The organism is Streptomyces roseofulvus, from assembly GCF_039534915.1.
GTDB lineage: Bacteria > Actinomycetota > Actinomycetes > Streptomycetales > Streptomycetaceae > Streptomyces > Streptomyces roseofulvus.
In genome coordinates this window covers 6,214,949-6,240,903 of sequence record NZ_BAAAWE010000001.1, presented here as the reverse complement: position 1 = coordinate 6,240,903, position 25,955 = coordinate 6,214,949, and the positions used below count along the sequence as shown (strand labels likewise).

The following is a 25,955-nucleotide window of genomic DNA, read 5'->3' as shown; positions in this document are numbered from 1 at the left end:
ATCGGCTCCGGCACAAAACCCGCGCCACCGTCCCAAGATCGCTGTTACGGTCTGCGGGCTCACCCGCACCGACCCCTGGGGGAACCACCGCATGACCGACGGCCTCGTCGTCCGCCCGCTCGACGGGACCGGGGAACTGGACCTGTTCCTCGGCCTCACCTACACGCTCGACCACGAGGTCGCCGACGACCTCCGCACCGGCCGCCGCCGCCCCGAGTGGCTCTGGGTGGCCCTCCGCGACGGCCGGCTGCTCGGCCGGATCGCCTGGTGGACCAACAAGGAGGGCGGCGAACCGCTCGCCCTCGACTTCTTCGACCTCGACCCGGAGCTGCCGGCCGGGGAGGCGGCGGAGGTGGGCCGGCGGCTGCTGCGCACCGCCATGGCCGCCGTCGTACCGGCCGGCACCGTGCCGCCGGAGTTCAACCGCTATCTGCCCGCCGACTGGCGGGAGGTCCCGGAGACCCGCGACCGGGTGGAGCTGCTGTTCTCCCTCCTCGCCGAGACCGGGGCCCGGCCGCTGGTCGAGCGGCTGCGCCTGGAGTGGCTGCCCGGGACACCGGTGGCCGAGCGCACCGGCCGGCTCGCGTTCCGCCCGGTGCGGGACCGGGAGGACCTGCTGGCACTGATGACGCCGGTGATGGAGGGCACGCTCGACGCGCACGGGCAGGCCGACCTGGGCGAGGGGCTGACCCTCCGGGAGGCCGCCGAGCGCCACTACGACGAGGAGTTCCCGCACTACGCCTCGCCGCGCGCGTGGTGGCAGGTGGCGGAGCTGCCGGGCACGGGCGAGCCGGTCGGCTTCGTGATCCCCGCCCGCAACAACTACAACCCGATCATCGCCTACATCGGGGTGCTGCCCGCCCACCGGGGCCACGGGTACATCGACGAGATCCTCGCCGAGGGCACCCGGATCCTCGCCGACGCGGGCGTGCCGCGGGTGCGGGCCGCGACCGACCTGGGGAACGTGCCGATGGCGGCGGCGTTCGCCCGCGCCGGATACGTGAACTTCCAGCGCCAGATCGACTACGTGTGGGACGCGCCGGGCGCGTCGTCCTCCTGACTGCCAGGATGGGAGCGACGTAGCCGACCGCACCGACGACCGTACCGACGTCTGCGAGGAGATCCGCCGTGCTCTTCGAGGTCTGGGCGCCGCACGCCCGCGACCGGGTGACCCTGGAGATCGAGGGCAGCGGGCACCCGCTGGACCCGGACCCGCTGCGGGAGGGCTGGTGGACCGGCACCGTGCCGGCCGCCGACGGCGACCGGTACGGCTTCCGCGTCGACGGCGGGCCCGTCCGCCCCGATCCGCGCGGCCGCCGGCTGCCGGACGGGCCGGACGGGCTGAGCGCCGTCGTCGACCACGCGGGCTACGCCTGGCGTCACGAGCCGCCCCGGCTGCGGCTGCGCGGCGCCGTCCTGTACGAGCTGCACGTCGGCACCTTCACCCCGGAGGGCACCCTCGACGCCGCCGCGGCCCGGCTCGGGGAGCTCGCCGGGCTCGGCATCACCCATGTGGAGCTGATGCCGCTCTGCCCGTTCCCCGGGGTGCGCGGCTGGGGGTACGACGGGGTGGCGCCGTGGGCGGTGCACGAGCCGTACGGCGGGCCGGAGGCGCTGAAGCGGTTCACCGACGCCGCGCACGGCCTGGGCATGGGCGTGGTCCTCGACGTGGTGCACAACCACCTGGGCCCGTCCGGAAACTACCTCCCGGTCTACGGGCCGTACTTCACCGAGACCCACCACACGCCGTGGGGCGCGGCGGTGAACCTGGACGCGCCGGGCTCGGACGAGGTGCGGGCGTACTTCCTCGGCAGCGCGCTCGCCTGGCTGCGGGACTACCGGATCGACGGGCTGCGGCTCGACGCGGTGCACGCGCTCGCCGACGACCGTGCCCTGACGTTCCTGGAGGAACTGTCGGCGGCGGTCGACGAGTTGGCGAAGGAGCAGGGCCGCCAGCACTTCCTGATCGCCGAGTCCGACCTGGCCGACCCGCGCACCACCACCCCGCGCGCCCTCGGCGGCCTCGGTCTGCACGCCCAGTGGAACGACGACTTCCACCACGCCCTGCACTGCGCGCTGACCGGCGAGTCCCAGGGCTACTACGCGGACTTCGCGCGCGCCCCGATGGCCGCGCTGGCCAAGACCCTCACCCGGGTCTTCTTCCACGACGGCACGTACTCCTCCTTCCGCGGCCGGCACCACGGCCGCCCGGTCGACCGGGAGCGCACCCCCGCCCACCGCTTCCTGGGCTATGCGCAGACCCACGACCAGATCGGCAACCGGGCGCTGGGGGACCGCCTTTCGGCCTCCCTCTCCCCCGGGCTGCTGGCCTGCGCGGCGACGCTGGTGCTCACCGGCCCGTCGGTGCCGATGCTGTTCATGGGCGAGGAGTGGGGCGCCCGCACCCCTTGGCAGTACTTCACCGACCACACCGACCCGGAGCTGGCGGAGGCCGTACGCCGGGGCAGGCGGCGGGAGTTCGCGGCGCACGGCTGGGACGAGGCCGAGGTGCCGGACCCGCAGGACCCGGCGACCCGGGACCGCTCGGTCCTGGACCGGACGGAGCGCGAGCGGGACCCGCACCGGCGGATCCTGGCCTGGCACCGCGAGCTGATCGCGCTGCGCCGTACACTGCCCGACCTGACCGACCCGGACCTGGGCGGCGTGAAGGTGGCCTTCGACGAGGAGGCCCGCTGGCTGGTCTTCCGGCGGGGTGACGTGCGGGTGGCGGTCAACCTGGGCAAGGAGCCGGCCTCGATCCCGCTGGGCTCCAACGGCCGGGACCGGGTCCTCGCCGCCTGGGAGCCGACCGAGGCGCCCGCCCGGGACGGGCTGCTGCGCCTCGGCGGCGAGTCGGCGGTGGTCCTCGCCGACGGGTAGGCGGCGGCTACTCGACGAGGGCCATCTCGTGCGGGGTGGCGTTGAAGCGGCGGCCGGTGCCGTCCTCGGTCAGGGTGACGATGTCCTCGATGCGGACGCCGAAGCGGCCCGGCAGGTAGACGCCGGGCTCGATGGAGAAGCACATGCCGGGGACGACGGGCCGCTCCTCGCCCTCGATCATGTAGGGCGGTTCGTGGGTGGTGACGCCGATGCCGTGGCCGGTGCGGTGGATGAAGTACTCGCCGTACCCGGCGTCGGTGATGACCTTGCGGGCGGCGCGGTCCACGTCCTGGCAGGCGATGCCGGACTTCACGGCCTCGAAGCCGGCCTGCTGGGCCTCGCGGACGAGGTCGTGGACCCGGCGCTCCTCGTCGGTGGGTTCGCCGACGTGGACGGTGCGGGTGGTGTCGGAGCCGTAGCCGTGCTTGAGCCCTCCGAAGTCGAGGACGACCATGTCGCCGCGCTCGATGACCCGGTCGCCGGCCTCGTGGTGCGGGTTGGCGCCGTTGGGTCCGGAGCCGACGACGGTGAAGTCGACCTGGGAGTGGCCGAACTCCAGGAGCAGCCGGGCGAGGTCGGCGGCGACCTCGGTCTCGCGGCGGCCCGCGAACCGCACCTTGAGGATCTCCTCGTAGGCCCGGTCGGCGGCGGCCCCGGCGGCGGCGATCCTGGCCAGCTCGTGCGTGTCCTTCACGGCCCGCAGCATCGGCAGGGCCTCGGTGAGGGAGACGTACGTGGTGGCGGGGAGGGCCCGCTGGAGGCCGATGAGGTGCATGGCCCAGGCGTTGTCGCTGACGCCGAAGCGTCCGTCGACGTCGAGGAGCGGGGCGGTGACGCGGTACGGGTCCGTGCCGTCGGTCCAGTCGCGGAGGGTCAGCGCGGGCGCGCCGACGGCCTTCTCCGCGTCGGGGGCCTCCAGGGTGGGGACGACAAGCACGGGGTCCCGGCCGGGGGCGATGACGAGGACGGTGAGCCGTTCGGTGATCGCGGTCGGCTGGTAGCCGGTGAGGTAGACCAGGTCGGGGCCGGGGGCGACGAGCACTCCGGCGAGTCCGGCTCCGGCGGCGGAGGCGGCCGCCCGGTCCATCCGGGCCCGGTAGTCGTCGGCGGTGAAGGGGGTGGGGGTGTCGTCGGAGGGTGCGGCCGGGGTCGGCATGGGGGTCTCCTTCGCGGCGGCGGGCGGGCGTCCTCCAGCATCCTCTCCGGCGGCCCCGGCCGCCGCGACCGCGCGGGGCGCCGTCAGCGGGGCCCGGGCCCCTGGGCGATCAGCCGTTCGAGCAGGTCCTGGAAGTCGTCGCCGACGACGATCCGCAGCTCCCCGCGCTCCTCGTCGTGCTCGCTGAGCTGGGTGAGGGTGCCGTCCCGCCACCAGAAGACGTAGGGACTGATGGCGCCCGGCGTGTCCTCGTACTCGGAGGCGGCGAAGGAGGCCATCGCGCCGAGCGCCGGGATGATCGAGGTGTCCCGGATCGGGTGGAAGGCGATCTGGTGCCGGAAGGGCACCGCGACGAGGGCGCCGTGCTCGCCGAGCGGCAGTCCGGTGACCTGCTCGGCCAGGGCGTCGAGGTCGAGGACCCGGCTGGCGGTGTAGAAGGAGTCGCCGACGACGACCTCGAAGGACATGCCGTCGGCGTCGCGGACGGTCTCGTGCTCCTCGACGGGCAGCCCGCGCAGGTTCTTCAGGGCTCGGGCGCGCAGCTGGGCGGGGTCGCCGATCCGGTCGAGGGCGTCGTCGGTGAGCATCATGACGCTCTCCGGCAGGTCGAGCGCCAGCACCTCGTACAGGCCGGGGGCGAGCGTCCGGGCGTAGCCGAAGGCGCCGGGGTCGATGCCCTCGCCGTTGACGACCCGGGGGTAGAGCTGGGCGCGGATCTGCTCGGGCGGCAGCGTGTCGAGGGCGGACGGGCCGTCCAGGGTCCGCACCACGAGGGTGACGTGCCGGCGGATCAGCTCGGGCCAGACGCGGGGGCCGCGCCGGTCCCGGTGGCAGACGGCGGCGAGGTTGCCGAGGCCGAAGCGGCGCTGCCTGTCGTCCTGGACGGAGGCAGCGTAGACGGTGACCTCCAGGCCGAGTTCGGCGAACGCCTCGCGGACGGTGGCCCGGAAGAGCGCGGCCTCGCGCTCGGAGAAGAAGGCGAACTCCGGATCCCTCGGCGCGTCCTCGCCGTCCCGCCTGGGTCTCCTGCGCAGCCACCCCACGTCAGCCCGCCTTCCGTCGCCGTTGCGTTCAGCCTAGCGAGTGGTCCCCCGCCTCCACCGGCCGCCCGCGGAAGTCGGCTCAGGAGCCGTCGGGGGCGGTGAGCAGGGCGCGCGCGTAGTGGGCGAGGGAGCGGTTGTAGCGGGGCAGCAGCGGGGCGAGGGCGCCGAGGGCGAGGGAGGCGGCCTCCCGGTCGCGGCCGGTGTCGGCGAGCGCGAGGGCGAGGAAGGCGTCCACGGCCGGGGCGAGCGCCCGCTCGTCGGCGTCGAGCCGCTCGGCGGGCAGGTCCCGCTCGACGGTGAGCAGTTCCACGCTCCGGTCGGGGCGCCCGAGGTTCCGCAGGCTGCTCGCCAGCTGGATGACGGCCCGGCGGCGGCGCAGCCCGGTGAGGCCGAGGCCGAGCGCCCGCTCGTAGTAGCCGACGGCCTCCACGGGCAGCCCGGTGGAGTCGTGGGCGGCCCCCCGCTCGAAGAGGGCGACGGCGTCGTCGTCCCGCTCGGCGGCGAGGTCCGCGATCCGGGCCCGGAAGTCCTCGGGCGCGTACGTGTCGATCTTCTCCCAGAGGGCGGCGACCCGCTCCTCCCACCCGGTGGCCCCGGCGCGCTCGTCGTTCATGGCGTCACCCTACTCGGGGGTCAGTCGCCGCCCCCGCCGCCACCGCCGTCGCCGCCGCCTCCGCCGTCGCTCCCGCCGTCACCGCCGCCGGAGTCGCCCGCGTCTCCGCCGTCCGAGCCCCAGCCGTCGCCGCCGCCGGGTTCGTTGTCGGCGCTGCCGGTACCGAGGTTGCTGAACCAGGGGCGCAGCCAGTCGGTGTCGACGGCGGCGGGCTCGTAGCCCTCCCTCGGGCGCCACTGGGCGGGGAAGCGGGCGAGGCCGGTGGTGTCACCGAGGCCGAACGCGGCGGAGAAGGCGTGCGCCATGACCGCGTCCAGCGGGTCGGAGGTCTCCAGGCCGACCGGGGCGAGCGGCAGCAGGAGCTCGTCGGGCCGGGCGGCGGGGCGGCGGCGCGCGGGCCGGGCGAGGAGGGCGACCCGCCGGTCGTCGCGGAGCAGCCACGAGCCGGTGGTGCTCTCCCGCCGCAGCTCCCAGCGCTGCCCGGGAAGTTGCGCGAGCACGAAGCTCTTGGACTTGCGGAGCTTCCGCCGCTCCAGGTGCAGCTCGGCCGGGGTGTCACCGACGGTGAGCGTGAGGCCGCGGGACGGGTGGACCTCGTCGGGGTGGAAGCCGAAGGGCGCCCGGATCCGTACGACGGGGGCGTGCGGGCCCCACACGTCGACCCGGACCAGGCGCCGGTCGACGGCGACGGTGACGTCCCCGGCGGGGCCGGGCGCGGTCCGCCGGGCCAGCCACAGCGGCACGCCCTCGGCGGCGGCCCGCCGCCCCAGCTCGGCGACCCGCTCGGGGCCGCCGCTCAGCCGGACGGCGAGCTCTCCCAGCTCGCGTGCGAACGCGGCGGCGCGGCGCACCTTGAGCGGGGTGCTGGTGCCGGAGACCCGGGTCAGCGGGACGACGCCGGCTCCTTCCTCCAGCCGTTCCAGCGGGCGCTCGGACCCGCCGCCGCCGAGCCACCGCCCGCGCCGGTAGGCCTCCGCCATCGCGGCCAGGTTCAGCTCGCCGAGCGGCGTGGTCCGGCCGCCCCTGCGGATCCCGGCCTCGGTCAGTTCGACCGTCCTGGCCAGCGGGTTCCGCGACCGCTCGCCGTACAGAATCTCCGTCATCCGTTCCCCCTGTCGTCAGGTACATGGTGACGGACGGCTGGACGGGCGGTCGGGTTCCCCCTCTCCGCCGGAGTGCGGTCGGTCTTCCCCGGTCAGTCCATCGGGACGACGAGGTCGGCGCGGTGGCGGCCGGCCGCGATCAGCCGGGCGTTGGCCTCGTCGGAGCGGGCCACCCATGCCTCGGCCTCGGGTGCGGCCCTGCCGAAGCGGACGTGCCGGGCGACGAGCCGGGGGACGCGGACGGCGTCGGGCAGGTCGAGGTACCAGACCTCGTCGAGGAGCGGCCGGACCGCCGCCCAGGAACCGTCCCCGTGGAGGAGGTAGTTGCCCTCGGTGACGACGAGCGGGATCCCCGGCGGCACGGCGATCGACCCGGCGACGGGCTCCTCCAGGGCGCGGTCGAAGGCGGGCGCGTAGACGACGGTGCCGGCCTCGGGGGTCCGGAGCCGGGCGAGGAGGGCCGCGTAGCCGGCGGCGTCGAAGGTGTCGGGCGCGCCCTTCCGCCCGGCGCGGCCGAGCCGGGCCAGCTCGGCCCCGGCGAGGTGAAAGCCGTCCATGGGCACGAGCACGGCGCGCCCGTCGAGCCGCTCGACGAGCCGTTCGGCGAGCGTGGACTTCCCGGCCCCGGGCGGTCCGGCCAGCCCCAGGACCCGTCGCCCCTCGCCCCGGGCGAGCCGCCGCGCCCGCGCGACGAGCCGGTCGAACCCCTCTGCGTCCATGGGCGGCATTGTCGCACCGGGGGCCCGCCCGGCACCCCTCGCACGGACCCCCGTCCCGCCCTGTCCGGACCCGCCTCCGTCCCTCCCCCGACCCTCGTGCCGACCCTCGCAGCGTCGAGGGTCGCGGCGGCGGCGACGCGGGTCGCCACGGGTGGGTTCCGTCCGGTTCGCGCATTACGTTGGGGCGATGCCGTCCATCGCACTCGTCACGCTCGTCGTCCGTGATTACGACGAGGCCATCGCCTTCTACACCGACGCCCTCGGCTTCGACCTCGTCGAGGACACCGACCGGGGCAACGGCACCCGCTGGGTCGTCGTCCGCCCGCGCGGTGCCGGCGGCTTCGGCGGGATCGGGAACGCGGGTCTGCTGCTGGCCCGCGCCAGGAACGACGACGAGGAGGCCGCCGTCGGCAACCAGTCGGGCGGCCGGGTCGCCTTCTTCCTGCACACCGACGACTTCGCCCGCGACCACGAGCGGATGACGGCCGCCGGGGTGAAGTTCCTGGAGGAGCCCCGGCACGAGCCGTACGGCTCGGTCGCCGTCTTCGAGGACCTGTACGGCAACCGCTGGGACCTCCTCCAGCCGGCCGGGGCGCCTACCGGTACGTGAGGCCGGAGCCTCGGCTACCGGTACGTGAGGCCGGAGCCTCCCCGGCCGCCCTTCACGCGGACGACGGGGGCGTGCCGGTCCCCGTTGCCCTGGGGGCCCACCCGCTGCACCACGGCCTCGAACCGCGCCGACGGATCGTCGATCGCCCGCACGACGGCGGCGGCGATCTGCCGCAGGTCGTCGAAGACGGGCAGGGTCACGACGGCCGTGGACCCCGCGGCCGTCTGGACGACCAGCACCGGCCGGGCCGGTGCGAAGACGTCCTTGAGCGCGAGGAAGACCAGGGCGGCCAGGACGACGAGCACGGGGAGTCCGCCCCCGCCGGGCACGGCGTCGCCCTGGACGGCGCTCACCCCGAGGACGACCAGGCCGACGACGAGCAGCCAGCGCAGCACGGCGTCGGGCTTGACCCGGGTCACCTCCACCGAGGTGAGGTGCCGCAGCGGGAGCGCCGCCGTGCCGATCCACAGCACCCCCTCGCCCACCGAGAGGTCGACCGAACGGGGGCGCAGCTTCGCCGGCCGGGGCTGTTCGAGCAGCGGCCGCCGGGTCGGCGGGTCCGCCGGCGGAGCGGGCGTGCCGTCCGGTCCGGGCGGCGGCCCGGGCGGTGCGGGCGGTGCGGGCGGTGTGCCGGGCTCGTTCGTCGCGTCCATGAGAGAGTCCCCCGTCTCCTCGCGTGTGCGCCTCGTACGCGTGTGCCAGTGGTGCGCCCATTAAGCACGCGCCGGCGCCTTCTGGACAGACGAGATACGGCCACGCGCGCCGGTGCGGGAAAACCGCTGTCGCGCCCCTCCCCCGGCTCCCTACACTCCCGTCACGGCGCACCGGACCGGCGCGCCGCAGCGAGCCGTTCGACCGACCCGGGGGGAGCCGACCATGCGTCACCAGTACGCCGTCGCCGTCCTCCCCCGTGCCCGCCGGTACGACGTGATCCTCGCCTCTTCCGCCTGCCGGTGACGGCTGCGCGCCCGTCATCGCAGGCCCGCTGACGCCTTCCCGCGTCCGGGAATCGCGCTGCCCTGTTCTCTTCTCCGCAGCAGCGAAAGGCACATCACCGTGCGCTCCCTCCCGAACACCCAGGTCCGCAACCTCGGCATCCTCGCCCACGTCGACGCGGGCAAGACGACCGTGACCGAGCGGATCCTCTTCCTGACCGGCGCCGTCCACAAGCGGGGCGAGGTCCACGAGGGCACCACCGTCACCGACTTCGACCCGCAGGAGCGGGAGCGCGGCATCACCATCTCCTCCGCCGCCGTCACCTGCTCCTGGGCCGGTCACCGGCTCACGCTCATCGACACACCCGGCCACGTCGACTTCTCCGACGAGGTCGAGCGCGCGCTCCGCGTCCTCGACGGCGCCGTGGCCGTCTTCGACGCGGTCGCGGGCGTCGAGCCGCAGAGCGAGTCGGTGTGGCGGCAGGCCGACCGGTACGGCGTCCCCCGGATCGCGTTCGTCAACAAGATGGACCGGGCCGGCGCCGACCTGGACGCGGCCGTCGACTCGATCCGGGACCGCCTCGGCACCGTCCCGCTCCCCGTCCAGCTGCCCCTCGGCCGGGAGGACGGCTTCCGGGGCGTCGTGGACCTCGTCCGGATGCGGGCGTACGCGTGGGAGGACGGCGTCCGGGCCGAGACGGAGGTCCCGGCGGGCGTGCGCGACGAGGCGGTACGCCGCCGGCGCCTGCTGGAGGAGGCGGTGGCGGAGCTGCACCCCGACGCCCTGGACGAGTTCTGCGTGACGGGCTCGCTGGCGGCGGGGACGCTGGTCCGGGCCCTGCGGGAGCTGACCCTGGCGGGCACCGCCGTGGTGGTGCTGTGCGGTGCGGCGTACCGCGACCGCGGGGTGGAACCGCTCCTGGACGCGGTCGTCGCCTATCTGCCCGCCCCCGCCGACCGGCCTCCGGTCGGCGGGGGCGGGCGGGCGGCCGATCGGGACGCGCCGCTCGTCGCGCTCGCGTTCAAGGTGAGCGCGGCGCCGACCGGCCGGATGACGTACGTCCGCGTCTACGCGGGCACCCTCCGACAGGGTTCCACCGTGCTCGACACGGCCACCGGCCGGACCGAGCGGATCTCCCGCGTCCTGCTCGTGCAGGCCGACCGGACGGTGGACGTGCCCGTCGGCCTCGCCGGGGACATCGTCGCCGTGGTCGGCCCGAAGACCGTCCGCGCCGGGGCCACGCTGTGCGCCCCGGAGGCGCCGGTCGTCCTCGAACCGCCGGTGCCCGCCGCCCCGGTGGTCTCGGTGGCCGTGGAGGCGCGCCGGTCCACCGACACCGGCCGGCTGGCGACGGCCCTCGCCCGGCTCGCCGAGGAGGACCCGTCGCTGGTGGTGCGGGCCGACCCGGAGACGGGCCAGACCGTGCTGTCGGGCCTCGGCGAACTGCACCTGGAGGTCGCGGTGGAGAAGCTGCGGCGCGAGCGCGGCCTGGAGGTCACGGCCGGCCGCCCGCAGGTCGCGTACCGCGAGACGGTGACGGAGGGAGTGACGGGAGTGCTCTACCGGCACGTCAAACAGGACGGCGGCGCGGGCCAGTTCGCCCATGTCGTCATCGACGTCCAGCCGCTGGACGGGGAGGAGGAGTTCGTGTTCACGTCCACGGTGACGGGCGGGCGGGTCCCGCAGGAGTACGTCCGCGCGGTCGAGGCCGGCTGCCGGGACGCGCTCGTCGACGGCCCGCTCGGCGGCCACCCGGTGACGGGCGTCCGCGTCACGCTGACCGACGGGGCGACCCACCCGAAGGACTCGTCCGAGCCGGCGTTCCGCGCCGCCGGCCGCTTCGCGCTCCGCGAGGCCCTCCGGTCGAGCGTCCTGACGCTGCTCGAACCGGTGGCGGACGTGACGGTCACCGTGCCCGCCGACTCCGTCGGCACGGTCCTCGGCGACCTCGCGTCCCGCCGGGGCCGGGTCACGGACTCCGAGGTCCGCGGCGGTACGTCGGTGGTGACGGCGACGGTCCCGCTGGCCGAGCTCTTCGGCTACGCGACCCGCCTCCGCGGCCGCACCCAGGGCCGCGGCACCTTCACCACCCGCCCGGCCGGCTACGCCCCGGCCCCGTGACCCCACTGCCGTGGGCCCGCTCCTTGAACGGTCAACGAGCGGGCCCACGGCGCGAGTTGCGCTCGCTCCAGCCGAGGGCCAACGACGCCGGCGACAAGTGCCTCGCCGACGACTACCAGGCGGGCACGGTGACCCTGGGGAACCGGGAGGATCCCGGCACCCGATGGCTGGGCTCGGTCCTGGGCGACTCACTCGTCTTCACCTGCCTGGGCGTCTCCCACGGGCCGAGGATGCTCGACGGCCGGCCGGGGCCCGACTCCGTGCAACTCAGGCCGCACACCGACTTCCTGGGAACGAGGTGGGAGACCGTCACACCCTTCTGAGGTCCAGCTCGGCCCGTACCGTCTTCCCGACCGGTACGCGGTCGAGCACCTCCCACCGCGAGGCCAGCGCCCCGACGAGCAGCAGCCCCCGCCCGCCCTCGTCCAGCGGCCCCGCCGCCATCCCGCGCTCCGGCCGCCGCTCGCCCCGGGTGTCGGAGACGTCGATCCGCAGCAGCAGCCCGGGCGAGTACAGCAGCGCCAGCTCGCAGTCCCGCCCCGGGACGCGCCCGTGAAGCACCGCGTTGGCCGCCAGCTCGGCCACGATCACCGCGGCGGAGTCGGACAGCTCGGCGCCGTACGGAACGCCCCACTGGTGGAGTTGGTGCAAGGCCAGACGGCGGGCGAGGCGGGCGCCGCGCGGGGTGGAGCTGAAGCGTTGCGCGAACATACGTACGGTGACGGGTCGTTTGCGCACCAGAGGAGTCGTCATGCGGCCAATTTCGCTGCGATCATGGCGAGTTCCCAGCTACTCGACTCGTACTGAGCGGTTGTACGGGTCGGCTCGCTGGACTGTACCGGTGACGTTCCGTGAACCTGGACGGGTTCAACGCGAGCACGCGGTGCGGGAGGTGGCGGGGTGGCGGACGACGTTCCCAAGGGAAGCGAACCGGAGACTTCGGAGAGCCTGAAGGCTTTCGGGGAAGTGGTCAAGGCCTTCCGCAGACGAGCGGGGCTGACGCAGGAACAGTTCGCGCCGAAGGTGGGCTACTCGGTCCCCATGGTCGCGTCGATCGAGCAGGGCCGACGCGTGCCGTCGAAGAAGTTCGTGGACAAGGCGGAGGAGGTGCTGGACGCGTTCGGGGTGATCCGGGCGGCGGCGAAGCATCTGACGCGCAAGGCGGGGCTGGCGAAGTGGTTCGAGGAGTGGGCGGAGCTGGAGCCGCTCGCGGTGACGCTGTACACCTTCGAGAGCCGGATGGTCCCGGGCCTGTTCCAAACGCCGGCGTACGCCCGGACACTCTTCGAGAAGCAGATCCCGGCGATGAGCGACGACAAGATCGAGTCGAACCTGGTCACACGTGTCGAGCGGGCGAGCATCCTCACCGACCGCCCGGAAACGATCTACAGCTTCACCATCGAGGAACACGCCGTGCGTCGCCAGGTGGCCAGCGCGGAGGTCATGCGGGAGCAGATCGACCACATCCTCGCGCTCGGCGAACGCCGCAACATCGACATCCAGATCATGCCGCAGTCTCGCGGCTACCACGCTGGCCTCGGCGGTCCCCTGCGCCTCCTGGAGACCGAGGAGAACGCGTGGTACGCGTACTGCGAAGGCCAGGAGACCGGCCAGCTGTTCTCCGACCTCAAAGTGGTCAGCATCCTCCAGCAGCGGTATGCCAGGATGCGAGCACAGGCCCTGTCTGCAGAGGCATCCGTGGGCTTGTTGCGGGAGATCCGAGGAGCACTATGAGCACCACTGACCTGGTCTGGTTCAAGAGCAGCTACAGCAGCGGCAGCGGCGACGACTGCGTAGAAGTCGCCCTCTCCTGGCACAAGTCCAGCTACAGCAGCAGCGGCGACGGTGACTGCGTCGAGGTCGCGGCTTGCCCCTCCACCGTCCACGTCCGCGACTCCAAGGTCCCGGACGGCCCCCAGTTCACCGTGGCGCCGGCCGCCTGGACGGAGTTCGTCGCCCAGCTCGCCTGACGCGCGGCTGTGTCAGGATGCGTGTACCTGCCCCCTACCGCGCACGGGCGGGCCGGTACACGCACGTCCTGAGGAGCGACACGCATGGGAACCGACTACCTCTCCGGCCTCTTCTCCCTGGAGGGCCGCACCGCCCTGGTCACGGGCGGCAGCTCCGGCATCGGCCGGGCGATCGCGGGGGCGCTGGCGCGCGCGGGGGCGAGCGTGGTCGTCCTGGCGCGCAAGGAGGCGGATCTCGTCGCGACCGTCGAGGAGCTGACGGCCGACGGCTGCCGGGCCGGCTGGGTGAGCGCGGACCTGAGCACCCGGGAGGGGATCAGGGCGGGCGCGGAGGCGGCGGCCGGGGTGTTCGGGGAGCCGGACATCGTGGTCAACTCGGCCGGGATCAACCTCCGTCCGCCCCTCGGCGAGCTCGGCGAGGAGGTCTGGGACACCACGATGACGGTGAACCTGGAGGCGCCGTTCCTGCTGGGGCAGCGGTTCGGGCCGGGGATGGCCGAGCGCGGCTTCGGGCGGTTCATCCACGTGACCTCGCAGCAGGCGCACCGGGCGTTCGTGCAGAGCGGGGCGTACGGGGTGTCCAAGGGCGCGCTGGAGTCGCTGGCGCGCTCGCAGGCGGAGGCGTGGTCCGCGTACGGCGTCACCGCCAACACGCTGGTCCCCGGCTTCGTGATGACCGCGCTGAACCGGCGGCTGTCCTCGGACCCGGAGAAGGTCGCGGCGCTGGCGGCCCGCACGATGGTGGGCCGCAACGGCCTGGCCGAGGACTTCGCGGGCGCCGCCGTCTTCCTCGCGAGCAGCGCCTCCGCGTACGTCACGGGCCACTCGCTCTTCGTCGACGGCGGCTTCTCGGTGCACTGACGCCGCTCGACGGACGGCCCGCGCCGCAGGGCATGCGGCGCGGGCCGTCCGTCACCGGAGGGTCAGGGTGCGACGGTGACCGTCGACCACCCGCGGTAGAAGGCGTGGTCCGACAGCTTCAGGTACTTGCCGTTGGCGTCCTTGGCGGCGTCGGCCTTGTTGTACGTGATCTTCGTGCGCGCGGCATCGCTGAAGTACAGGGGGTACACACCGCCGCTGAGCGTGCCGGTCGTGGTGGCCTCGGAGAAGAAGAGGTGGTCGATCTTGCTGTTGCGCTGGTCGTCCTGGAGCGGGGACAGGTCGAGGGTGGTGGACTCGCCGCTGCGGCAGGTCGTGGCGGGGGCGACGCAGTCCGGCTCCGGCAAGGTCCAGAGGCCGGGGTCGGGGCCGGTGCCGTCGGGGTCCCTGTCGTCGGTGGTGTCGGCTTCGTAGAAGCGGCCGATGCCCCCGCCCGGCGCGGCCTCGGGGCGGTAGAAGCTGTCCAGGGCCGGACCCTTGTGCGGCTGCGCCACGGAGTTGAAGTCCCCGCCCACCACGACGACCTTGCCGGCGTCGATGTCCTCGTCGAGTTCGGAGGCGAGACGCGCCGCCTGCGCGGAGCGGGCCCGGTCGTTGACGCCCTCGGGGTCGTCCCAGGCGCGCAGGTGCACGCTGCAGCCCTTGACCTTCCCGGGGACGCCGGTGAGGGCCACGTCATGGCAGAGGGCGTTGAACGTCCGCGGCAGGGGGATGGGATTGCCGCTGGAGTCGATCTGGTGGCTCTCGCCGCCGAGGGGGATCTCGTCCTTGGCGCCCAGCAGCGCCCCACGGGCACCGAGGACCTGGCCGACCCAGCAGCGCCTGTCGTCGTTGTTCGGGTCGCTGTCCTCGTTCACCGCACAGTTGGACTGACCACAGCTCGGGTAGTTGGTGAGCAGGGGCGTGAAGCTGAACTCATAGGTGCCCGCGTACTTGCTCCGGAACCACTCGAACTGCGAGTAGCACACCTCCTGGAGCATGATCAGGTGCACCGGCGCGAACCTGGTGATCTCGTTCTCGACGTGCTGCAGCAGGTCGGTGCCGCCCTTGTTGCAGTAGCCGCCGCACATGTTGAAGGTGACCGACCGGAGCTGGACCTGGGTTCCGGGCCCGGCGTCGGCCGCCGCGTCCGTCGTCGTGCGCTCCGTCTGCGTCACCGCCGGGCGGTCCGCCCGCAGCAGGTCCGCCCCGCTCTGGGCCAGACCGGCCATCAGGACGACCGAGAGGGCGACCGCGAAGGCCGCCAGAATCCCGCGTATTCTCATCGCTTTCCTTGTGTCGAACTCGGCAAAGACGATGATCTTAAGCAGCGCGTGGACATGTCATGTTCGGCGGGCCCGGGCCCGGGCCAGGTGCACGGATCACGCCGACCCCGCCCGGACCCGGAGGGGGACCAGGGGTGAGCTCCGGGTGGCCTCAGGGTGATCACCGATGCTCAACGGGCACTGCGGGGGCGAAGGTTGATCCAGCGCAGGTCATGCGCCGATCCGAGCGTCCGCCCGTCCCCAGGAGCAACCGATGACCACTGGTCCCCGTGCCGCCCGCCGCCTCACCGTCGCCTGCGTGGCGCTGGCCGCACTCGCCACCGGCGTGGCCGCCGCCCCCGTGGCCACGGCCGCGCCCGGCGCGGTCGTCTCCCATGACGTCCCCGCCGCCCGCGACACGACCGCGGTGCGGGAACTGCTGGCCACTCTGCCCGACGAGGTGACGGACGCGGCCCTGGTGCGGGTCGGCGGCCGGGGCATGCCCACCCCGTACACCGGAACGGCCGGACCGGTGGCGGCGGATGCGCGCTTCCCGGTGGGCAGCGTGACCAAGATCTTCACCGATGCCCTGGTGCTCCAGCTGGTCGCCGAGCACCGGATCGGCATCGACGAGCCCGTCCGCCGCTACCTGCCCACGTCGATCCCGTCCGCGTACGCGGACGTGACGGTGCGCCAGCTGCTGGATCACACCAGCGACCTGCCCCGTCCGGCCCGGGTCCCCCTCGGGCCGGAGGGGGTGGTGGCCGCCTCCTTCGCGGCGGACGCCGAGGCCCGCCCCGGCCGCACCCCGGCCCCCGGCACCGTCCAGCAGTACAACGGGCTGAACAGCTTCGTCGCCGGGCTGCTGGTGGAGCGGGTCACCGGCCGCTCCTTCGCCGGTGAGCTCGACCGGCGGATCCTGCGCCCGCTGGCCCTGCGCGACACCGGGCTCTCGACGGACCCCTCGACAGCGTGGGCCTGGTCGGAGGGCGGGCTGACGTCCACCGCGGCCGACCTGGACGCGTTCATGCGTGCCCTGCTGGACGGGCGGCTCCTCCCGCCGGCCCAGCAGCGGCACCTCTTCGAGGTGCCGACGGTGCCCAGCGCCCCCGAGAACACCAGCTGCCCCACGGCCGCGGCCTGCTTCAGCGCGGGCGGTCTGATGGGGATCGAGCTGAACGGCACCAGGATCTGGGGCAAGACCGGCTCCAGCGGCGGCTGGACCAGCGGCGTCTTCGCGAGCACCGAACGGCACCGCCGGACGGTCTACACCCTGCGGCCCGACGCCCTGGCCACCCCCGCGCAGCAGCGCGGCCGCGTCGAGGCGGTGGTCGAGGCGGCCCTCACGTCGACGGAGCGGCGGGGCCGTTGACGGGAGCCGCGCGGAAGCCGCTCAGGCGCGGGGCCGGTGGACGTAGCCGTTCAGGGGTGCGAGCACCTTCCAGCCGAGCGTCTCGTAGAGGGCGCGGCCCTGGACGGTCGCGCCCAGGACGCCCTGGGAGACGCCCTTCGCGAGCGCCGCGCCGGTGAGGGCGCCCATCACCACCGTCCCCAGGCCCCGTCGGCGGTGGTCCGGTTCGGTGACGATCTGGTCGTAGACGCAGGCGCTGTCGGTCAGGCCGGCGAGGCCGGACGCGGCGAGCCGACCGTCGGCGCTCCGGACCCGTACCGAGACGAGCCCGCCGTCGGTCTCGACGGTGGCGGTGTACCCCTCCGGCGTCCGCGCGGCCGACGGGCGCAGGTCGACGGCCATCAGGAAGCAGGGGTCGACGGGCTCCCAGGGCGGCGGGAACCACGGGGCCATGTCGTCCTGGGAGAGGAACGCCTTGACGACCGTGGTGGGTTCGGTGATCGAGTCGATCAGGCCGCGCGCGGTGTCGGCGTCCGTGCCGGCGCCGAGGAGCACGTGGCGCACCCTCTGGGTCGGCTGCCCGACCTCAAGGCGCAGCCCCCAGGGCACCTCCACCGGCCGGGCGATCCGCCGGCACACGGCCCAGCCCTCCACCCACTGCCGTCCTGTCTCCGTCATGGGCCGCACTCTACGGCGAGACCGGCGGCGACATCGATGATGTGATCTTTTAGCTCGATCGGGGGTGATAGGTCCGATTCGCGGAACCGGTGGTTCCGCAGCCTGGATGATCTTGGGCGTTGCCTTCGCCCGGGGCCACGTGACCGACCCGGGCGTCTTTTGCCGATCCTGGAGGATCCATGCGACACCCTGTCTCCCGCCTGCGCTTCCGCGCCCTGACCGTGGGGCTCGCGCTGGCCGCGTCCGCCCTCCTGCCCGCCGGTTCCGCCGGTGCGGCCGAGCAGTACGAGTGGGCCGCGCTGGGCGACTCGTACACCGCGGGCGGCTTCGTCGGCGACCCGCTGCCCGCGCTGGGCGACCCGTCCCGCGACGGCTGCGACCGCACCTCCGGCGCCTACCCCGGCCTGGTCCAGCAGGAGCTGGAGGAGTTCCCGCCGGGCAAGCTGGTCCACCTGACCAACGTCAGCTGCGGCAACGCCACCATCAAGGACATCGCCGAGACCCGGCAGACGCCGATCAGCCCGGTCCAGCCGCCCGCCGAAGGCTGGAGCGCGGTCGACACGCAGATCAAGCGAGCGGGTCTGAACGAGAACACCGACGTGGTCACCATCGGCGTCGGCGGCAACAGCCTGCCCTTCGGCGGCATGCTCCTCAAGTGTCTCGAGGAGGGGGCCGAGATCGGCGGCTCCTGCCGTGAGCACTACACCAACCCCCCGGAGGGGGAGGAGAGCGTCGAGGACAAGCTCGCCCGGGTCCAGGACGAGTACGTCCAGATGCTGGCCCTCGTGCACCAGGCCGCGCCCAACGCCAAGGTGATCACCGTCGGCTACCCGGCCGTCCTGCCGGAGGACGGCAGCGCCTGCAACCGCGCCGCGCTCACCGAGCTCAGTCTGATCAAGCACGCCGACGTCGACTGGCTCCGTGACGACGTGCTGATCCGGCTGAACAGCACGATCCAGCGGGTCACGGAGTTCTTCGGCGACCGCTACGTCGACGTCTACTCCTCCAGCGTGGGCCACGACGCCTGTCAGCCCGCCGGCGAGAAGTGGGTCGAGGGCATCTGCGGCGACGCCGCGGACTACTGGCCCGCCTCGGTCGGCAAGCTGCACTGCGGCCTCGTCGGCAAGCGCGTCACCCTGGTCCACCCGAACGCGGACGGCTACCAGAACACGGCGAACCACGTCGAGCGCGCCCTCCGCATCGCCCTCCTCGACCGCTGACCGAAGTCCCCACGGGAGCCCCGGGACCCGCGCGCCACGCGCGGCCCGGGGCTTTCCCCTTCCTACCCGAAGGACAGGCGTCCCGTGCGCTCCCGCTTCAGCTCGAAGAAGTGCGGGTTCCCGGCCAGGACGCGGACCGCGTCGAAGAGTTCGGCGGCCTGCTCGCCGCGCGGGATCGCGTCGAGCACCGGGCCGAAGAACGGGGTGCCGTCGAGGTGGAGGGTGGGCGTGCCGACGTAGCCGCCCGAGGCCGGGTCGGTGCCGGCGTCGTGGGTGCGCCCGAGGGCGGCGTCGTACGCGTCGGTGTGCGCGGCGGCGGCCAGCTCGGCGGGGAGGCCGAGTTCGGCCAGCACCTCGGCGGTCACCCGGTCGAAGTCCTTGTCGCCGCCCTGGTGGATGCGGGTGCCGTAGGCGGTGTAGAGGTCGCGCAGGATCCCGTCGCCGCACCGCTCGGCGGCGGCCACGGCGACCCGGACCGGGCCGAGCGAGCGGTCGACCAGGTCCCGGTACCAGTCGGGGAGGTCGTTGCCCTCGTTGTGCAGGTACAGGCTCATGACGTGGAACCGGACGTCGAGGTCCCGCAGCCGCTCCACCTCCAGGATCCAGCGGGAGGTGATCCACGCGAACGGGCAGGCGGGGTCGAACCAGAAGTCCACCCGGGTCCGGGTGGCGGCGGGGGCGGGGGCGAGGGGGCGCGGGGCCGCGTCGATCGTCATGGGTCCATCCTGCCGCGCGAGCGGCCCAGATGCATGGGCAACTTCCGCCGGGTCTTCGTGGGCCACTTCGCGCGGGTGCGCCCGCCCGCGCGCCCGCGCGCCCGTGCGCCCGCGTGTGCTTCGACGCCCCATGAAGATCGACGCGTCCCTCACCACCGTCCGCCGCCGGACCGACGCCGATCTCGACGCCTGCGTCGACCTGCTCCGGGAGGTCCACGAGCACGACGGCTACCCGGTGAGCCGGCCCGAGCGGCCGGCGGCGTGGATCACCCCGCCGACCACCGTCGGCGCCTGGGTGGCGGAGCGCGGCGGGCGGCCCGTCGGGCACGTGGGGCCGGCCGGGCCACGGGAGCACGACGCGGCGCCCGGGGTGTGGAGCGCGGCCACGGGCAGGGACGTCGGCCAGGCCGTCATGGTGAACCGGCTGTACGTGCCCCCCTCCGCCCGCGGCCACGGCCTCGGCGCGCCGCTGCTCGCGGAGGCGGTAGCCGAGGCCGGGGTTCTCGGCCGCCGGGCGGTGCTGGACGTGGCCGCCCACGACACCGCCGCCACCGCCCTCTACGAGCGGCTGGGGTGGCACCGGACGGCGACCGTCGCGCAGGAGTGGGGGCCGCACGGGACGGTCGCCGTCCACTGCTGCGCGGCACCCGGGGCGCACCCTCCGCATCCGGTCCGGCACCCTCGGTGATCTGCGTGAAAGGACCTGCGTCCGCCTCTTTCTTCTGCTGAGATGTACCCCTTGCGAAGCGGGGAGCGCGAGCGCGAAGGGTCGGGGGATGCGGCGGGGGTTCGGTGAACGGCTGGGCCTGCCCGGCGCCCTGGGTCCGTTACCGCTCGCCCCGCTGGCGACCGAGTACCACGCACTGACGGAGGCTCAGGCGGCGGCCGGATTACGGTACGCCGGCGAGGCGCTGACGGATCCTCAGGAGGCCGCCGACGGCAGCGCCTTCGTCTCCGTGCTCGACGGGGTCGCGCTGTGCGGCCCGCGCCGGCGGCGGCTGCTCGACGGCCCCGCCCTGGACGCCCTGGCCGACGCCCGCCCCGCGCACGCCCCGGTGCTGCGGCTGCTCGCCGCGATCCGGCGGCGCGACCCGGCCCTGCTCCGGCGGGTCCTCCTCTACCAACTCCTCCCGCTCCTCCGGCAGCGCGCCACCGGCCTCGGGCTCGACCCCGCCGAAGTCCGCGTGCTGGCGAAGGCGTTACCGACCGTGCCGGTCCTGGACGACCGGCAGCGGAGGGCCGCCGAATCGCTCGCCCGGCTCTGGTCGGCACGACGGCTGCGCGGCTGCGACCGGGCGGTCGCGGCCGTGGGACCGGAAGCGCTGGCCGCCGATCCGTGGCTCGCCGCCTTCGAGGCGCGGCTGCGCCGGAGGCTCGGCCGCTGCGACCGGATGCTCGCCGAGGCGGCGGCCGGCACCGACCCCACCGGGGCCGAGGCCCGCTATCTGCGGGTCCTGGCCGTCACCGCCGACGACGACGAGGCCGTCCGGGGGCTGATCCGGCTCGGCACCGCCCCCGACGGCGGCGACTCCGGCCTGACCGCCCGGCCCGCCGCCGGGGGCGCGGTGACGCTCTCCTGGCCCGACCGTCCGGGCGTCCGCTGGCGCGTCCTCCGCACCGGGTCCGGCCTGGACCGCCCGGACCCGGTGCGCGGCGCCGGCGCGGGCGGGTCCGCCGTCGACGCCGACCCGCCGGTGGGGCTCCGAGTGCGGTACGCCGCCTTCCCCGTACGGGACGGGCAGCCCACGGGGGCACCGCTCGTGTCGCGGGCGCTGCTCGTGGCGCCCGCCGTCGAGGACGTCGCCGTCGAGGACGGGCCCGCGCGGCTCACCGTCCGGTGGCGGCTCCCCCGGACGGCCTCCGGCGTCGTCGTGACCCTGACCGGGCCGCGGGCCGCGGCAGGCCACCACACCCTCGACCGCGCGGAGGAACACGTCTTCACCGGTCTCGAACCCGGCAGCTACGAGGTGCGGTTGACGGCTCGTCATCCCTCGCCCGCCGGGGGCACCGTGGACGCGCCGGAAGTGGCGGGGAGCGGCACCGTGCACGCGTGGCCCCGGCCGCTCACCGGGCTCACCGCCGAGCCCGGGCCGGAGGGCGGGGTGCGGTTCGCCGGGCACGGCGGCGAGGGCGCCGAGGTGCGGCTCGTGGTGTGGCCGGAGGGGGCCGCGCCCGCGCCCGGGAGCGAGCTGCGCGCCGCCGACCTGCCCGCACCGCTGCCCTGGGCACGGTACGGGGACCCCGGCTTCACCACGCCGGACGGCGCCTTCGCCGGGCTCGTCGGCGCGGCGACCGTGCTCGGCGAGCGGGCGCTCGCCGGTCCCGCGGTGCGGCTCGACGTGCCGGGCCCGGTCGGCGCGCCCCGGGCCGTGCGCGAACCCGGCGGGCGGGTGCGGCTGTTCTTCGACTGGCCGTCCGGGGCCGGGACCGTGCGCGCCGCCTGGGACGGCGGCGACCTGACCGCCAGCCGCAGCCGGTACGTCCGCGAAGGGCTCCGGCTCCCCCTCGGCCCCGGCCCGGCCCGCGTCACGCTCCAGCCGCTCGCCCCCGACGAGCGGCCCGGCGCCGCCGCCGTCCCCGTCCGCCGGGCGCCCGTCACGGTGGAGGTGCCCGCGGAGGCCGTGGTGCGTTACCGGCTGCTGACCCGGCGGCGCGGGCTCGGCCGCCGGGCGGTGCCGTACGCCGTCGAGATCAGCGCACACGGGCACGACCCGGCCGCGCCGCTGCCCGCCTTCGTCCTCGTCCACCGGGGCGGCGACCGGGCCTCCGCCCGGCCCCGGCACGCCGAGGACGGCACCGAACTGCTCAGGGTCGACGGCACCGAGCTCGCCGCCGCCCCGCTCCACACCCTGCCGCTCCCGCCGGACCCCGACCTCTCCCGCCCGCCCTACGCGCTCCGCGCCTTCCTGCTGGGCGACGGCGCCGGAGCCGTACGACTCGACGAACCCGCCCTCACGACCCTGGTGGTGCGCTGACATGACGACGGTCATCTGCCCCTACTGCTTTCATCGCGCGCAGGCCGCACGGCTCCCGTACCGCTGTCTGATGGCGCGGACCGGGCTGCGCGGCGGCTCGCCCTGCGATCCCGAACGGGACGACCGCTGGGCGAGCTTCACGGGCGCCTCCCACGCCCCGGCCGCCTATCTGAAGGGCCCGGTCTTCGTCGCGCCGCGCACCCTCGGCGGGCTGCGCGGGCCCGGGCCGCGCGCCGAGTGCCCGCACTGCGGGGTGCCCACGCCGGTCCGGGTCTGCGCCAACTGCCACAGCGACCTGCCCAGCGACTACTGCGAGCAGGACAGCCGGATCATCGCCCTGGTCGGCGCGAAGGCGTCCGGCAAGAGCACCTACGTGTCCGTCCTCGTCAACGAGCTGCGCCACCGCGTGGGGCAGGCGTACGGGGCCGCGCTCGCCGCCATGGGCGACGAGAGCCAGCGGCGCGACCGCGAGATGGCCGAGGACCTCTACGACCGGCTGCGGCTGCCCGACGCCACCATCCCGTCCGCCGTCGGCTTCAACGACCCGCTGCTGTACCGGCTGAGCCTGCCCCGCAAGGGCTTCGGGCGCGACGGCAGCCGGCACACGGCGCTGGTCTTCTTCGACGCGGCCGGCGAGGACCTCAAGTCGGCCGAGGCGATGAACCGCTACACCCAGTACCTGAGCGCCGCCCACGGCATCGTGCTGCTCGTCGACCCGCTCCAGCTCGGCGCCGTCCGCGACACCCTCGGCGACGCCGACGGGCCGATGCCCGCCAAGGACACCCCCGCCCTCCAGATCGCCGCCGAGATCGCCACCCAGCTCCGCTCGCACGGACACGGCGGCTCCCGGGGCCGGGTCGGGATCCCGCTCGCCGTCGCCGTCACCAAGACCGACACCGTGCGGGGACTGCTCGACCCGCACTCGCCGCTGCTCGGCAACGCCCCGCACTCCGGCGGCCGGTTCGACGAGGCCGACCGGCTCGCCGTCCACGAGGAGACCCGCTCGCTCCTGGAGGGCTGGGACTCGGGAGCGCTCTGGCGGCAGCTGGAGCGGGACTTCTCCGACGTCTCCCTCTTCGGGATCTCCGCGCTCGGCGCCCCGCCGCCCGCCGGCGCGCCCGCCGACGTGCCCGCCGCCGGACCCCAGCCGGTCCGGGTCGAGGACCCGCTGCTGTGGCTGCTCGCCCGGCGCGGCCTGCTGCCCGTCGCCCGGCCGCCGCGCGAGAACGGCAAGGGGGTGCCGGCCGCGTGAGCCTCCTCCAGATGCACTACACCTCGGCGCCGCCCGGGCCGGACGGCTCCGGCTTCCGCTTCACCGCCGTCAGCCCCGGCGTGCCGCACTCGGTGCTCCGCGAGGCCGAACAGCTCGTCGGCTACGAGCCGCCCCGGGACGCCCCCGCCCGCCCGTCCGAGGCCGAACTCGCCGCGTTCCCCGAGATGTTCGGCTTCGCCCGGCTCTCCGACGGCAGCGGCCTGCTCAGCCGCACCGTCTACACCGGCGCCGACTACAGCGGCCGGTGGGGCAACTTCCACGCCCACGCCGTCCTCGTGCCCGCCGGCGAACCGCTCCCCGGCGACCTGCCGCCGATCGCGCTGTGGGGCGCGGCCGAGTGGACCGACCGCTCGCCCGAGGCCGGGACTCCCGCGCCGCTGGTCCGGCTCACGCCCCGGCTCCCCGCCGGGCTCGGCGGCGAACTGGCCCGGTTCGCCGCCGAGCTGGGCCCCCGGCTCGCCGCCGTCCTCGCCGACCTGCGCCGGGTCACCGAGGACCCGGCCGCCCCGCAGGTGGTGCTCGCCGAGAGCGACGCCCGGAGGGTCGCCCACTGGCTGCTGCTCGCCTCCGGGGCGCTGCCCCGGGACGCCGCCCGCGGCCTCACCTTCACCACGTACACCCGGCGGCCCCAGCACGCCCGCCAGCAGGTCGTCGGCGTCCGCCCCGAGGACGCCCGGGCCGTGACCGGGCAGCCGCACCGGTACGCCGTCCACGACCGCTCCGACACCCGCGCCGACGCGCCCGCCACCGACGACCTGTGGGCGCTCACCGCCGCCGCCGTGTGGGCGGCCGGCGCCGACGCGCTCTTCCGGCGGGCCCAGGACCTCCCCGGCGCCGAGCCGTTCGCCGTCGGGCCGCTCGCCACGCTCGCGCTCGCCGAGGGCGTGCCGGTCCCCGCCGCCGCGTACGCCCCGGCCGCCGCCTGGGCGACGGGCCACCACCACGCCCTCGGCGAGGAGGAGCTGGAGACCTTCCTGCGGGCCGTCTGCGCCGAGGGCCGCCCCGGCGCCCTCGCCCCGGACGCCCTCGCCGCCCTGCTCACCGCGCTCCGCGACACCGTCCCGCTCGCCGTGACCGCCCCGATCACCGCCCGGCTCGTCGAGGCCGCCGTCCGGGACCCGTCCCTCGCACCGCCGCCGCTGCCGCCGGGCGCGCTGCCGGAGCCGTACCGCGGCCGGCTCACCGACGGGCTCGGGGAGGCCGTCCGGGCCGGACTCGGCACGCCCGGCACCCCGCTGCCCCGCACCGCCGGGCTGCTGCGGATCGCGGCGACCCTCGGCATCGACCACGACGACCTGCTGCCGGGGCTCGCCGACCGGCTGTGCCGGCGCATCGTCGACGGGGCCGGCGCCGCCACGGGCGCCGGGGCGGGGGCCGTACCGGAACTCCTCGACGTCCTCGACGAGTCCGCGCCGCTGCGGATCCACCTCCTCGACCTGCTGGAGGCCCGCGCCGCCGACCATCCGGCCGCCGTGGCCGCCGCGCTGCGCACCGTCCCGCTGCCGCGTGACGGGCTCGGGCACCGGCCCCACCTGCGGATGTGCGCGGCCGCCGGGACGCCGGCGCCCCCGGCCGGGAACCGGACGCCCGCCCTGCACGCGCTGCTGCGCGCCTCCGGCGGCTCCCACCTGGTCACCCCGCTGCTGCTGCGCACCGCGGTGAGCCTGCTCTGGCAGGACCGCGCGCCGACGGCCGAGGAGGCGTCCCAGCTCCTCGGCGAGAGCGGGGCCGAGGTCCACCGGTCCGCCGGCACCTGGGACGACCTGGTGAGCGCCGCCGTCGACGCGCCCGCCGACGACAGGGCCGCGCCCACCCTCGCCAAGCAGCTCCTCAAGTACGGGCGGGACGCGGTGGGCCGGGCGGCGTACCACGACCTGGCGCTGCTCGCCCACGTCCACACCCTGGAGCACGCCGACACCGACCCGAGCGCCCCGCACGGCAACCTCGTCGAGCGCGCCCGGTCGCTCTCCTCGCAGGCCCGCCCGGCCGCCCAGGAACGGGCCGCGCAGGCACTCGCCCGGCTGCTCCTGCGGGCCGACCGGCCGCCCCGGGAGCTCCAGGCCCTCGCGTACAGCAACGACCCGACCCTGATCGACGCCTACGCCGAGGCCGCCCGCTCCCCCGTCCTCACCGACTTCCTCACCGTCCCGTCCCGGCTCGCCGACTGCTACCTCGCCTGGAACATGCACCAGGGCGCAGGGCCGGTCTGGAACCTCACCCGCCGCACGCTCCTGGAGGAGGTCCTGCGGCCCGCGGCGCGGAAGATGCCGGACGACCAGCTGCGGCTCGCCGCCGAGCACGTCGGGCGGTACGGCGCGGCCCACCGGGACCTCTTCGAGGAGTGGGCCCGGCCGGCCGGCGGCGTGAAGCAGCTCCTCCGCCGGTTCGGCGGACGGCGGCAGGACCGGACGCGGGAGCCCCGGTGGGGCGACGTCGAGCCGCCCCGGGACGGGGGGAGGTGACCGCGC

The 25,955-nt window shown here is 75.2% G+C and carries 24 protein-coding genes; 14 read left to right on the top strand and 10 right to left on the bottom strand.

Annotated features, from left to right (window positions below; translation table 11 throughout):
- The first annotated feature begins 91 nt into the window (after window positions 1–91).
- The gene (locus ABFY03_RS28705; protein ID WP_346171160.1) at window positions 92–1,060 is read left to right on the top strand and encodes a GNAT family N-acetyltransferase; all 969 of its coding nucleotides are present in this window, start codon (window positions 92–94) and stop codon (window positions 1,058–1,060) included.
- Window positions 1,061–1,128: 68 nt separating this feature from the next.
- Window positions 1,129–2,880, top strand: coding sequence for a malto-oligosyltrehalose trehalohydrolase (treZ, locus tag ABFY03_RS28700; RefSeq protein ID WP_319010769.1), 1,752 nt, complete (start codon window positions 1,129–1,131; stop codon window positions 2,878–2,880).
- A 7-nt stretch (window positions 2,881–2,887) separates the two neighbouring features.
- Here treZ and ABFY03_RS28695 read toward each other — a convergent pair whose 3' ends face one another.
- The 5 genes from ABFY03_RS28695 to ABFY03_RS28675 form a co-directional block, all read right to left on the bottom strand.
- Entirely contained in the window at window positions 2,888–4,036 is a 1,149-nt protein-coding gene (locus ABFY03_RS28695; RefSeq protein WP_346171159.1) for a M24 family metallopeptidase, read from the bottom strand.
- Window positions 4,037–4,119: 83 nt separating this feature from the next.
- Complete coding sequence (locus ABFY03_RS28690) at window positions 4,120–5,079, bottom strand: DUF1444 domain-containing protein (RefSeq protein ID WP_319010771.1); 960 nt, start codon at window positions 5,077–5,079, stop codon at window positions 4,120–4,122.
- A 79-nt stretch (window positions 5,080–5,158) separates the two neighbouring features.
- Window positions 5,159–5,692, bottom strand: coding sequence for a tetratricopeptide repeat protein (locus ABFY03_RS28685; protein WP_319010772.1), 534 nt, complete (start codon window positions 5,690–5,692; stop codon window positions 5,159–5,161).
- A gap of 20 nt (window positions 5,693–5,712) precedes the next feature.
- A complete protein-coding gene (locus tag ABFY03_RS28680) occupies window positions 5,713–6,795 on the bottom strand; it encodes a hypothetical protein (protein WP_346171158.1) in 1,083 nt (360 codons plus the stop codon).
- Window positions 6,796–6,887: 92 nt separating this feature from the next.
- Window positions 6,888–7,523 (bottom strand): nucleoside/nucleotide kinase family protein, encoded by a 636-nt coding sequence (locus tag ABFY03_RS28675; RefSeq protein WP_386723618.1) that lies wholly within the window; start codon window positions 7,521–7,523, stop codon window positions 6,888–6,890.
- A gap of 178 nt (window positions 7,524–7,701) precedes the next feature.
- Here ABFY03_RS28675 and ABFY03_RS28670 point away from each other — a divergent pair, with 178 nt between their 5' ends.
- A complete protein-coding gene (locus ABFY03_RS28670; protein ID WP_319010775.1) occupies window positions 7,702–8,124 on the top strand; it encodes a VOC family protein in 423 nt (140 codons plus the stop codon).
- 14 nt (window positions 8,125–8,138) lie between these two features.
- Here ABFY03_RS28670 and ABFY03_RS28665 read toward each other — a convergent pair whose 3' ends face one another.
- Window positions 8,139–8,777, bottom strand: coding sequence for a DUF6232 family protein (locus tag ABFY03_RS28665; protein WP_346171156.1), 639 nt, complete (start codon window positions 8,775–8,777; stop codon window positions 8,139–8,141).
- A gap of 403 nt (window positions 8,778–9,180) precedes the next feature.
- Between ABFY03_RS28665 and fusA the strand changes: the two genes are divergently transcribed.
- Both fusA and ABFY03_RS28655 read left to right on the top strand, forming a co-directional pair.
- Window positions 9,181–11,181, top strand: coding sequence for an elongation factor G (gene fusA / locus ABFY03_RS28660; protein ID WP_346171155.1), 2,001 nt, complete (start codon window positions 9,181–9,183; stop codon window positions 11,179–11,181).
- A 56-nt stretch (window positions 11,182–11,237) separates the two neighbouring features.
- Window positions 11,238–11,504 carry a hypothetical protein gene (locus tag ABFY03_RS28655; protein ID WP_346171154.1) on the top strand — a complete coding sequence of 89 codons (267 nt, stop codon included), beginning with the start codon at window positions 11,238–11,240 and terminating at the stop codon, window positions 11,502–11,504.
- Here ABFY03_RS28655 and ABFY03_RS28650 read toward each other — a convergent pair.
- Window positions 11,491–11,934, bottom strand: a complete 444-nt coding sequence (locus ABFY03_RS28650) for an ATP-binding protein (protein WP_346171153.1) — start codon at window positions 11,932–11,934, stop codon at window positions 11,491–11,493. The two genes, ABFY03_RS28655 and ABFY03_RS28650, sit on opposite strands and share 14 nt — an antisense overlap.
- Window positions 11,935–12,081: 147 nt before the next feature.
- On the opposite strand from ABFY03_RS28650, the gene ABFY03_RS28645 reads away from it, so the two are divergent.
- From ABFY03_RS28645 to ABFY03_RS28635, 3 genes are all read left to right on the top strand, one after another.
- The gene (locus ABFY03_RS28645; RefSeq protein ID WP_346171152.1) at window positions 12,082–12,915 is read left to right on the top strand and encodes a helix-turn-helix domain-containing protein; all 834 of its coding nucleotides are present in this window, start codon (window positions 12,082–12,084) and stop codon (window positions 12,913–12,915) included.
- On the top strand, window positions 12,912–13,151 hold the full coding sequence (locus ABFY03_RS28640) for a DUF397 domain-containing protein (protein ID WP_346171151.1): 240 nt from the start codon (window positions 12,912–12,914) through the stop codon (window positions 13,149–13,151). The genes ABFY03_RS28645 and ABFY03_RS28640 overlap by 4 nt, the downstream gene beginning before the upstream one ends.
- 84 nt (window positions 13,152–13,235) lie before the next feature.
- Window positions 13,236–14,012 (top strand): SDR family NAD(P)-dependent oxidoreductase, encoded by a 777-nt coding sequence (locus tag ABFY03_RS28635; protein ID WP_346171150.1) that lies wholly within the window; start codon window positions 13,236–13,238, stop codon window positions 14,010–14,012.
- A 62-nt stretch (window positions 14,013–14,074) separates the two neighbouring features.
- On the opposite strand, the gene ABFY03_RS28630 is transcribed toward ABFY03_RS28635, so the two are convergent.
- On the bottom strand, window positions 14,075–15,295 hold the full coding sequence (locus tag ABFY03_RS28630; RefSeq protein ID WP_346171149.1) for an endonuclease/exonuclease/phosphatase family protein: 1,221 nt from the start codon (window positions 15,293–15,295) through the stop codon (window positions 14,075–14,077).
- Window positions 15,296–15,548: 253 nt separating this feature from the next.
- On the opposite strand from ABFY03_RS28630, the gene ABFY03_RS28625 reads away from it, so the two are divergent.
- The gene (locus ABFY03_RS28625) at window positions 15,549–16,646 is read left to right on the top strand and encodes a serine hydrolase domain-containing protein (RefSeq protein ID WP_346171148.1); all 1,098 of its coding nucleotides are present in this window, start codon (window positions 15,549–15,551) and stop codon (window positions 16,644–16,646) included.
- A gap of 21 nt (window positions 16,647–16,667) precedes the next feature.
- On the opposite strand, the gene ABFY03_RS28620 is transcribed toward ABFY03_RS28625, so the two are convergent.
- Window positions 16,668–17,303 carry a GNAT family N-acetyltransferase gene (locus tag ABFY03_RS28620; RefSeq protein ID WP_346171147.1) on the bottom strand — a complete coding sequence of 212 codons (636 nt, stop codon included), beginning with the start codon at window positions 17,301–17,303 and terminating at the stop codon, window positions 16,668–16,670.
- Between the two features lie 179 nt (window positions 17,304–17,482).
- On the opposite strand from ABFY03_RS28620, the gene ABFY03_RS28615 reads away from it, so the two are divergent.
- Window positions 17,483–18,523: an SGNH/GDSL hydrolase family protein gene (locus ABFY03_RS28615; RefSeq protein WP_319010786.1), complete on the top strand. Its 1,041-nt coding sequence runs from the start codon at window positions 17,483–17,485 to the stop codon at window positions 18,521–18,523.
- Window positions 18,524–18,585: 62 nt separating this feature from the next.
- Here the strand turns inward: ABFY03_RS28615 and ABFY03_RS28610 are convergent, their stop codons facing one another.
- A complete protein-coding gene (locus ABFY03_RS28610) occupies window positions 18,586–19,239 on the bottom strand; it encodes a mycothiol-dependent nitroreductase Rv2466c family protein (RefSeq protein ID WP_319010787.1) in 654 nt (217 codons plus the stop codon).
- Window positions 19,240–19,369: 130 nt separating this feature from the next.
- Here ABFY03_RS28610 and ABFY03_RS28605 point away from each other — a divergent pair, with 130 nt between their 5' ends.
- From ABFY03_RS28605 to ABFY03_RS28590, 4 genes are all read left to right on the top strand, one after another.
- The gene (locus ABFY03_RS28605; RefSeq protein WP_346171146.1) at window positions 19,370–19,927 is read left to right on the top strand and encodes a GNAT family N-acetyltransferase; all 558 of its coding nucleotides are present in this window, start codon (window positions 19,370–19,372) and stop codon (window positions 19,925–19,927) included.
- 88 nt (window positions 19,928–20,015) lie between these two features.
- Entirely contained in the window at window positions 20,016–22,214 is a 2,199-nt protein-coding gene (locus ABFY03_RS28600; protein WP_346171145.1) for a hypothetical protein, read from the top strand.
- Window position 22,215: 1 nt separating this feature from the next.
- Window positions 22,216–23,466, top strand: a complete 1,251-nt coding sequence (locus ABFY03_RS28595; protein WP_319010790.1) for a TRAFAC clade GTPase domain-containing protein — start codon at window positions 22,216–22,218, stop codon at window positions 23,464–23,466.
- Entirely contained in the window at window positions 23,463–25,949 is a 2,487-nt protein-coding gene (locus tag ABFY03_RS28590; RefSeq protein WP_346171144.1) for a GTPase-associated protein 1-related protein, read from the top strand. The genes ABFY03_RS28595 and ABFY03_RS28590 overlap by 4 nt, the downstream gene beginning before the upstream one ends.
- Window positions 25,950–25,955 lie beyond the last annotated feature (6 nt).

Excerpts from the sequence above, each read along its gene's own strand:
- ABFY03_RS28705 (WP_346171160.1), top strand. The coding sequence starts at position 92 with ATGACCGACGGCCTCGTCGTCCGCCCGCTCGACGGGACCGGGGAACTG.
- ABFY03_RS28695 (WP_346171159.1), bottom strand. The coding sequence starts at position 4,036 with ATGCCGACCCCGGCCGCACCCTCCGACGACACCCCCACCCCCTTCACC.
- ABFY03_RS28685 (WP_319010772.1), bottom strand. The coding sequence starts at position 5,692 with ATGAACGACGAGCGCGCCGGGGCCACCGGGTGGGAGGAGCGGGTCGCC.
- ABFY03_RS28680 (WP_346171158.1), bottom strand. The coding sequence starts at position 6,795 with ATGACGGAGATTCTGTACGGCGAGCGGTCGCGGAACCCGCTGGCCAGG.
- ABFY03_RS28675 (WP_386723618.1), bottom strand. The coding sequence starts at position 7,523 with ATGCCGCCCATGGACGCAGAGGGGTTCGACCGGCTCGTCGCGCGGGCG.
- ABFY03_RS28670 (WP_319010775.1), top strand. The coding sequence starts at position 7,702 with ATGCCGTCCATCGCACTCGTCACGCTCGTCGTCCGTGATTACGACGAG.
- ABFY03_RS28665 (WP_346171156.1), bottom strand. The coding sequence starts at position 8,777 with ATGGACGCGACGAACGAGCCCGGCACACCGCCCGCACCGCCCGCACCG.
- ABFY03_RS28650 (WP_346171153.1), bottom strand. The coding sequence starts at position 11,934 with ATGACGACTCCTCTGGTGCGCAAACGACCCGTCACCGTACGTATGTTC.
- ABFY03_RS28640 (WP_346171151.1), top strand. The coding sequence starts at position 12,912 with ATGAGCACCACTGACCTGGTCTGGTTCAAGAGCAGCTACAGCAGCGGC.
- ABFY03_RS28635 (WP_346171150.1), top strand. The coding sequence starts at position 13,236 with ATGGGAACCGACTACCTCTCCGGCCTCTTCTCCCTGGAGGGCCGCACC.
- ABFY03_RS28630 (WP_346171149.1), bottom strand. The coding sequence starts at position 15,295 with ATGAGAATACGCGGGATTCTGGCGGCCTTCGCGGTCGCCCTCTCGGTC.
- ABFY03_RS28625 (WP_346171148.1), top strand. The coding sequence starts at position 15,549 with ATGACCACTGGTCCCCGTGCCGCCCGCCGCCTCACCGTCGCCTGCGTG.
- ABFY03_RS28620 (WP_346171147.1), bottom strand. The coding sequence starts at position 17,303 with ATGACGGAGACAGGACGGCAGTGGGTGGAGGGCTGGGCCGTGTGCCGG.
- ABFY03_RS28615 (WP_319010786.1), top strand. The coding sequence starts at position 17,483 with ATGCGACACCCTGTCTCCCGCCTGCGCTTCCGCGCCCTGACCGTGGGG.
- ABFY03_RS28610 (WP_319010787.1), bottom strand. The coding sequence starts at position 19,239 with ATGACGATCGACGCGGCCCCGCGCCCCCTCGCCCCCGCCCCCGCCGCC.
- ABFY03_RS28605 (WP_346171146.1), top strand. The coding sequence starts at position 19,370 with ATGAAGATCGACGCGTCCCTCACCACCGTCCGCCGCCGGACCGACGCC.
- ABFY03_RS28600 (WP_346171145.1), top strand. The coding sequence starts at position 20,016 with ATGCGGCGGGGGTTCGGTGAACGGCTGGGCCTGCCCGGCGCCCTGGGT.
- ABFY03_RS28595 (WP_319010790.1), top strand. The coding sequence starts at position 22,216 with ATGACGACGGTCATCTGCCCCTACTGCTTTCATCGCGCGCAGGCCGCA.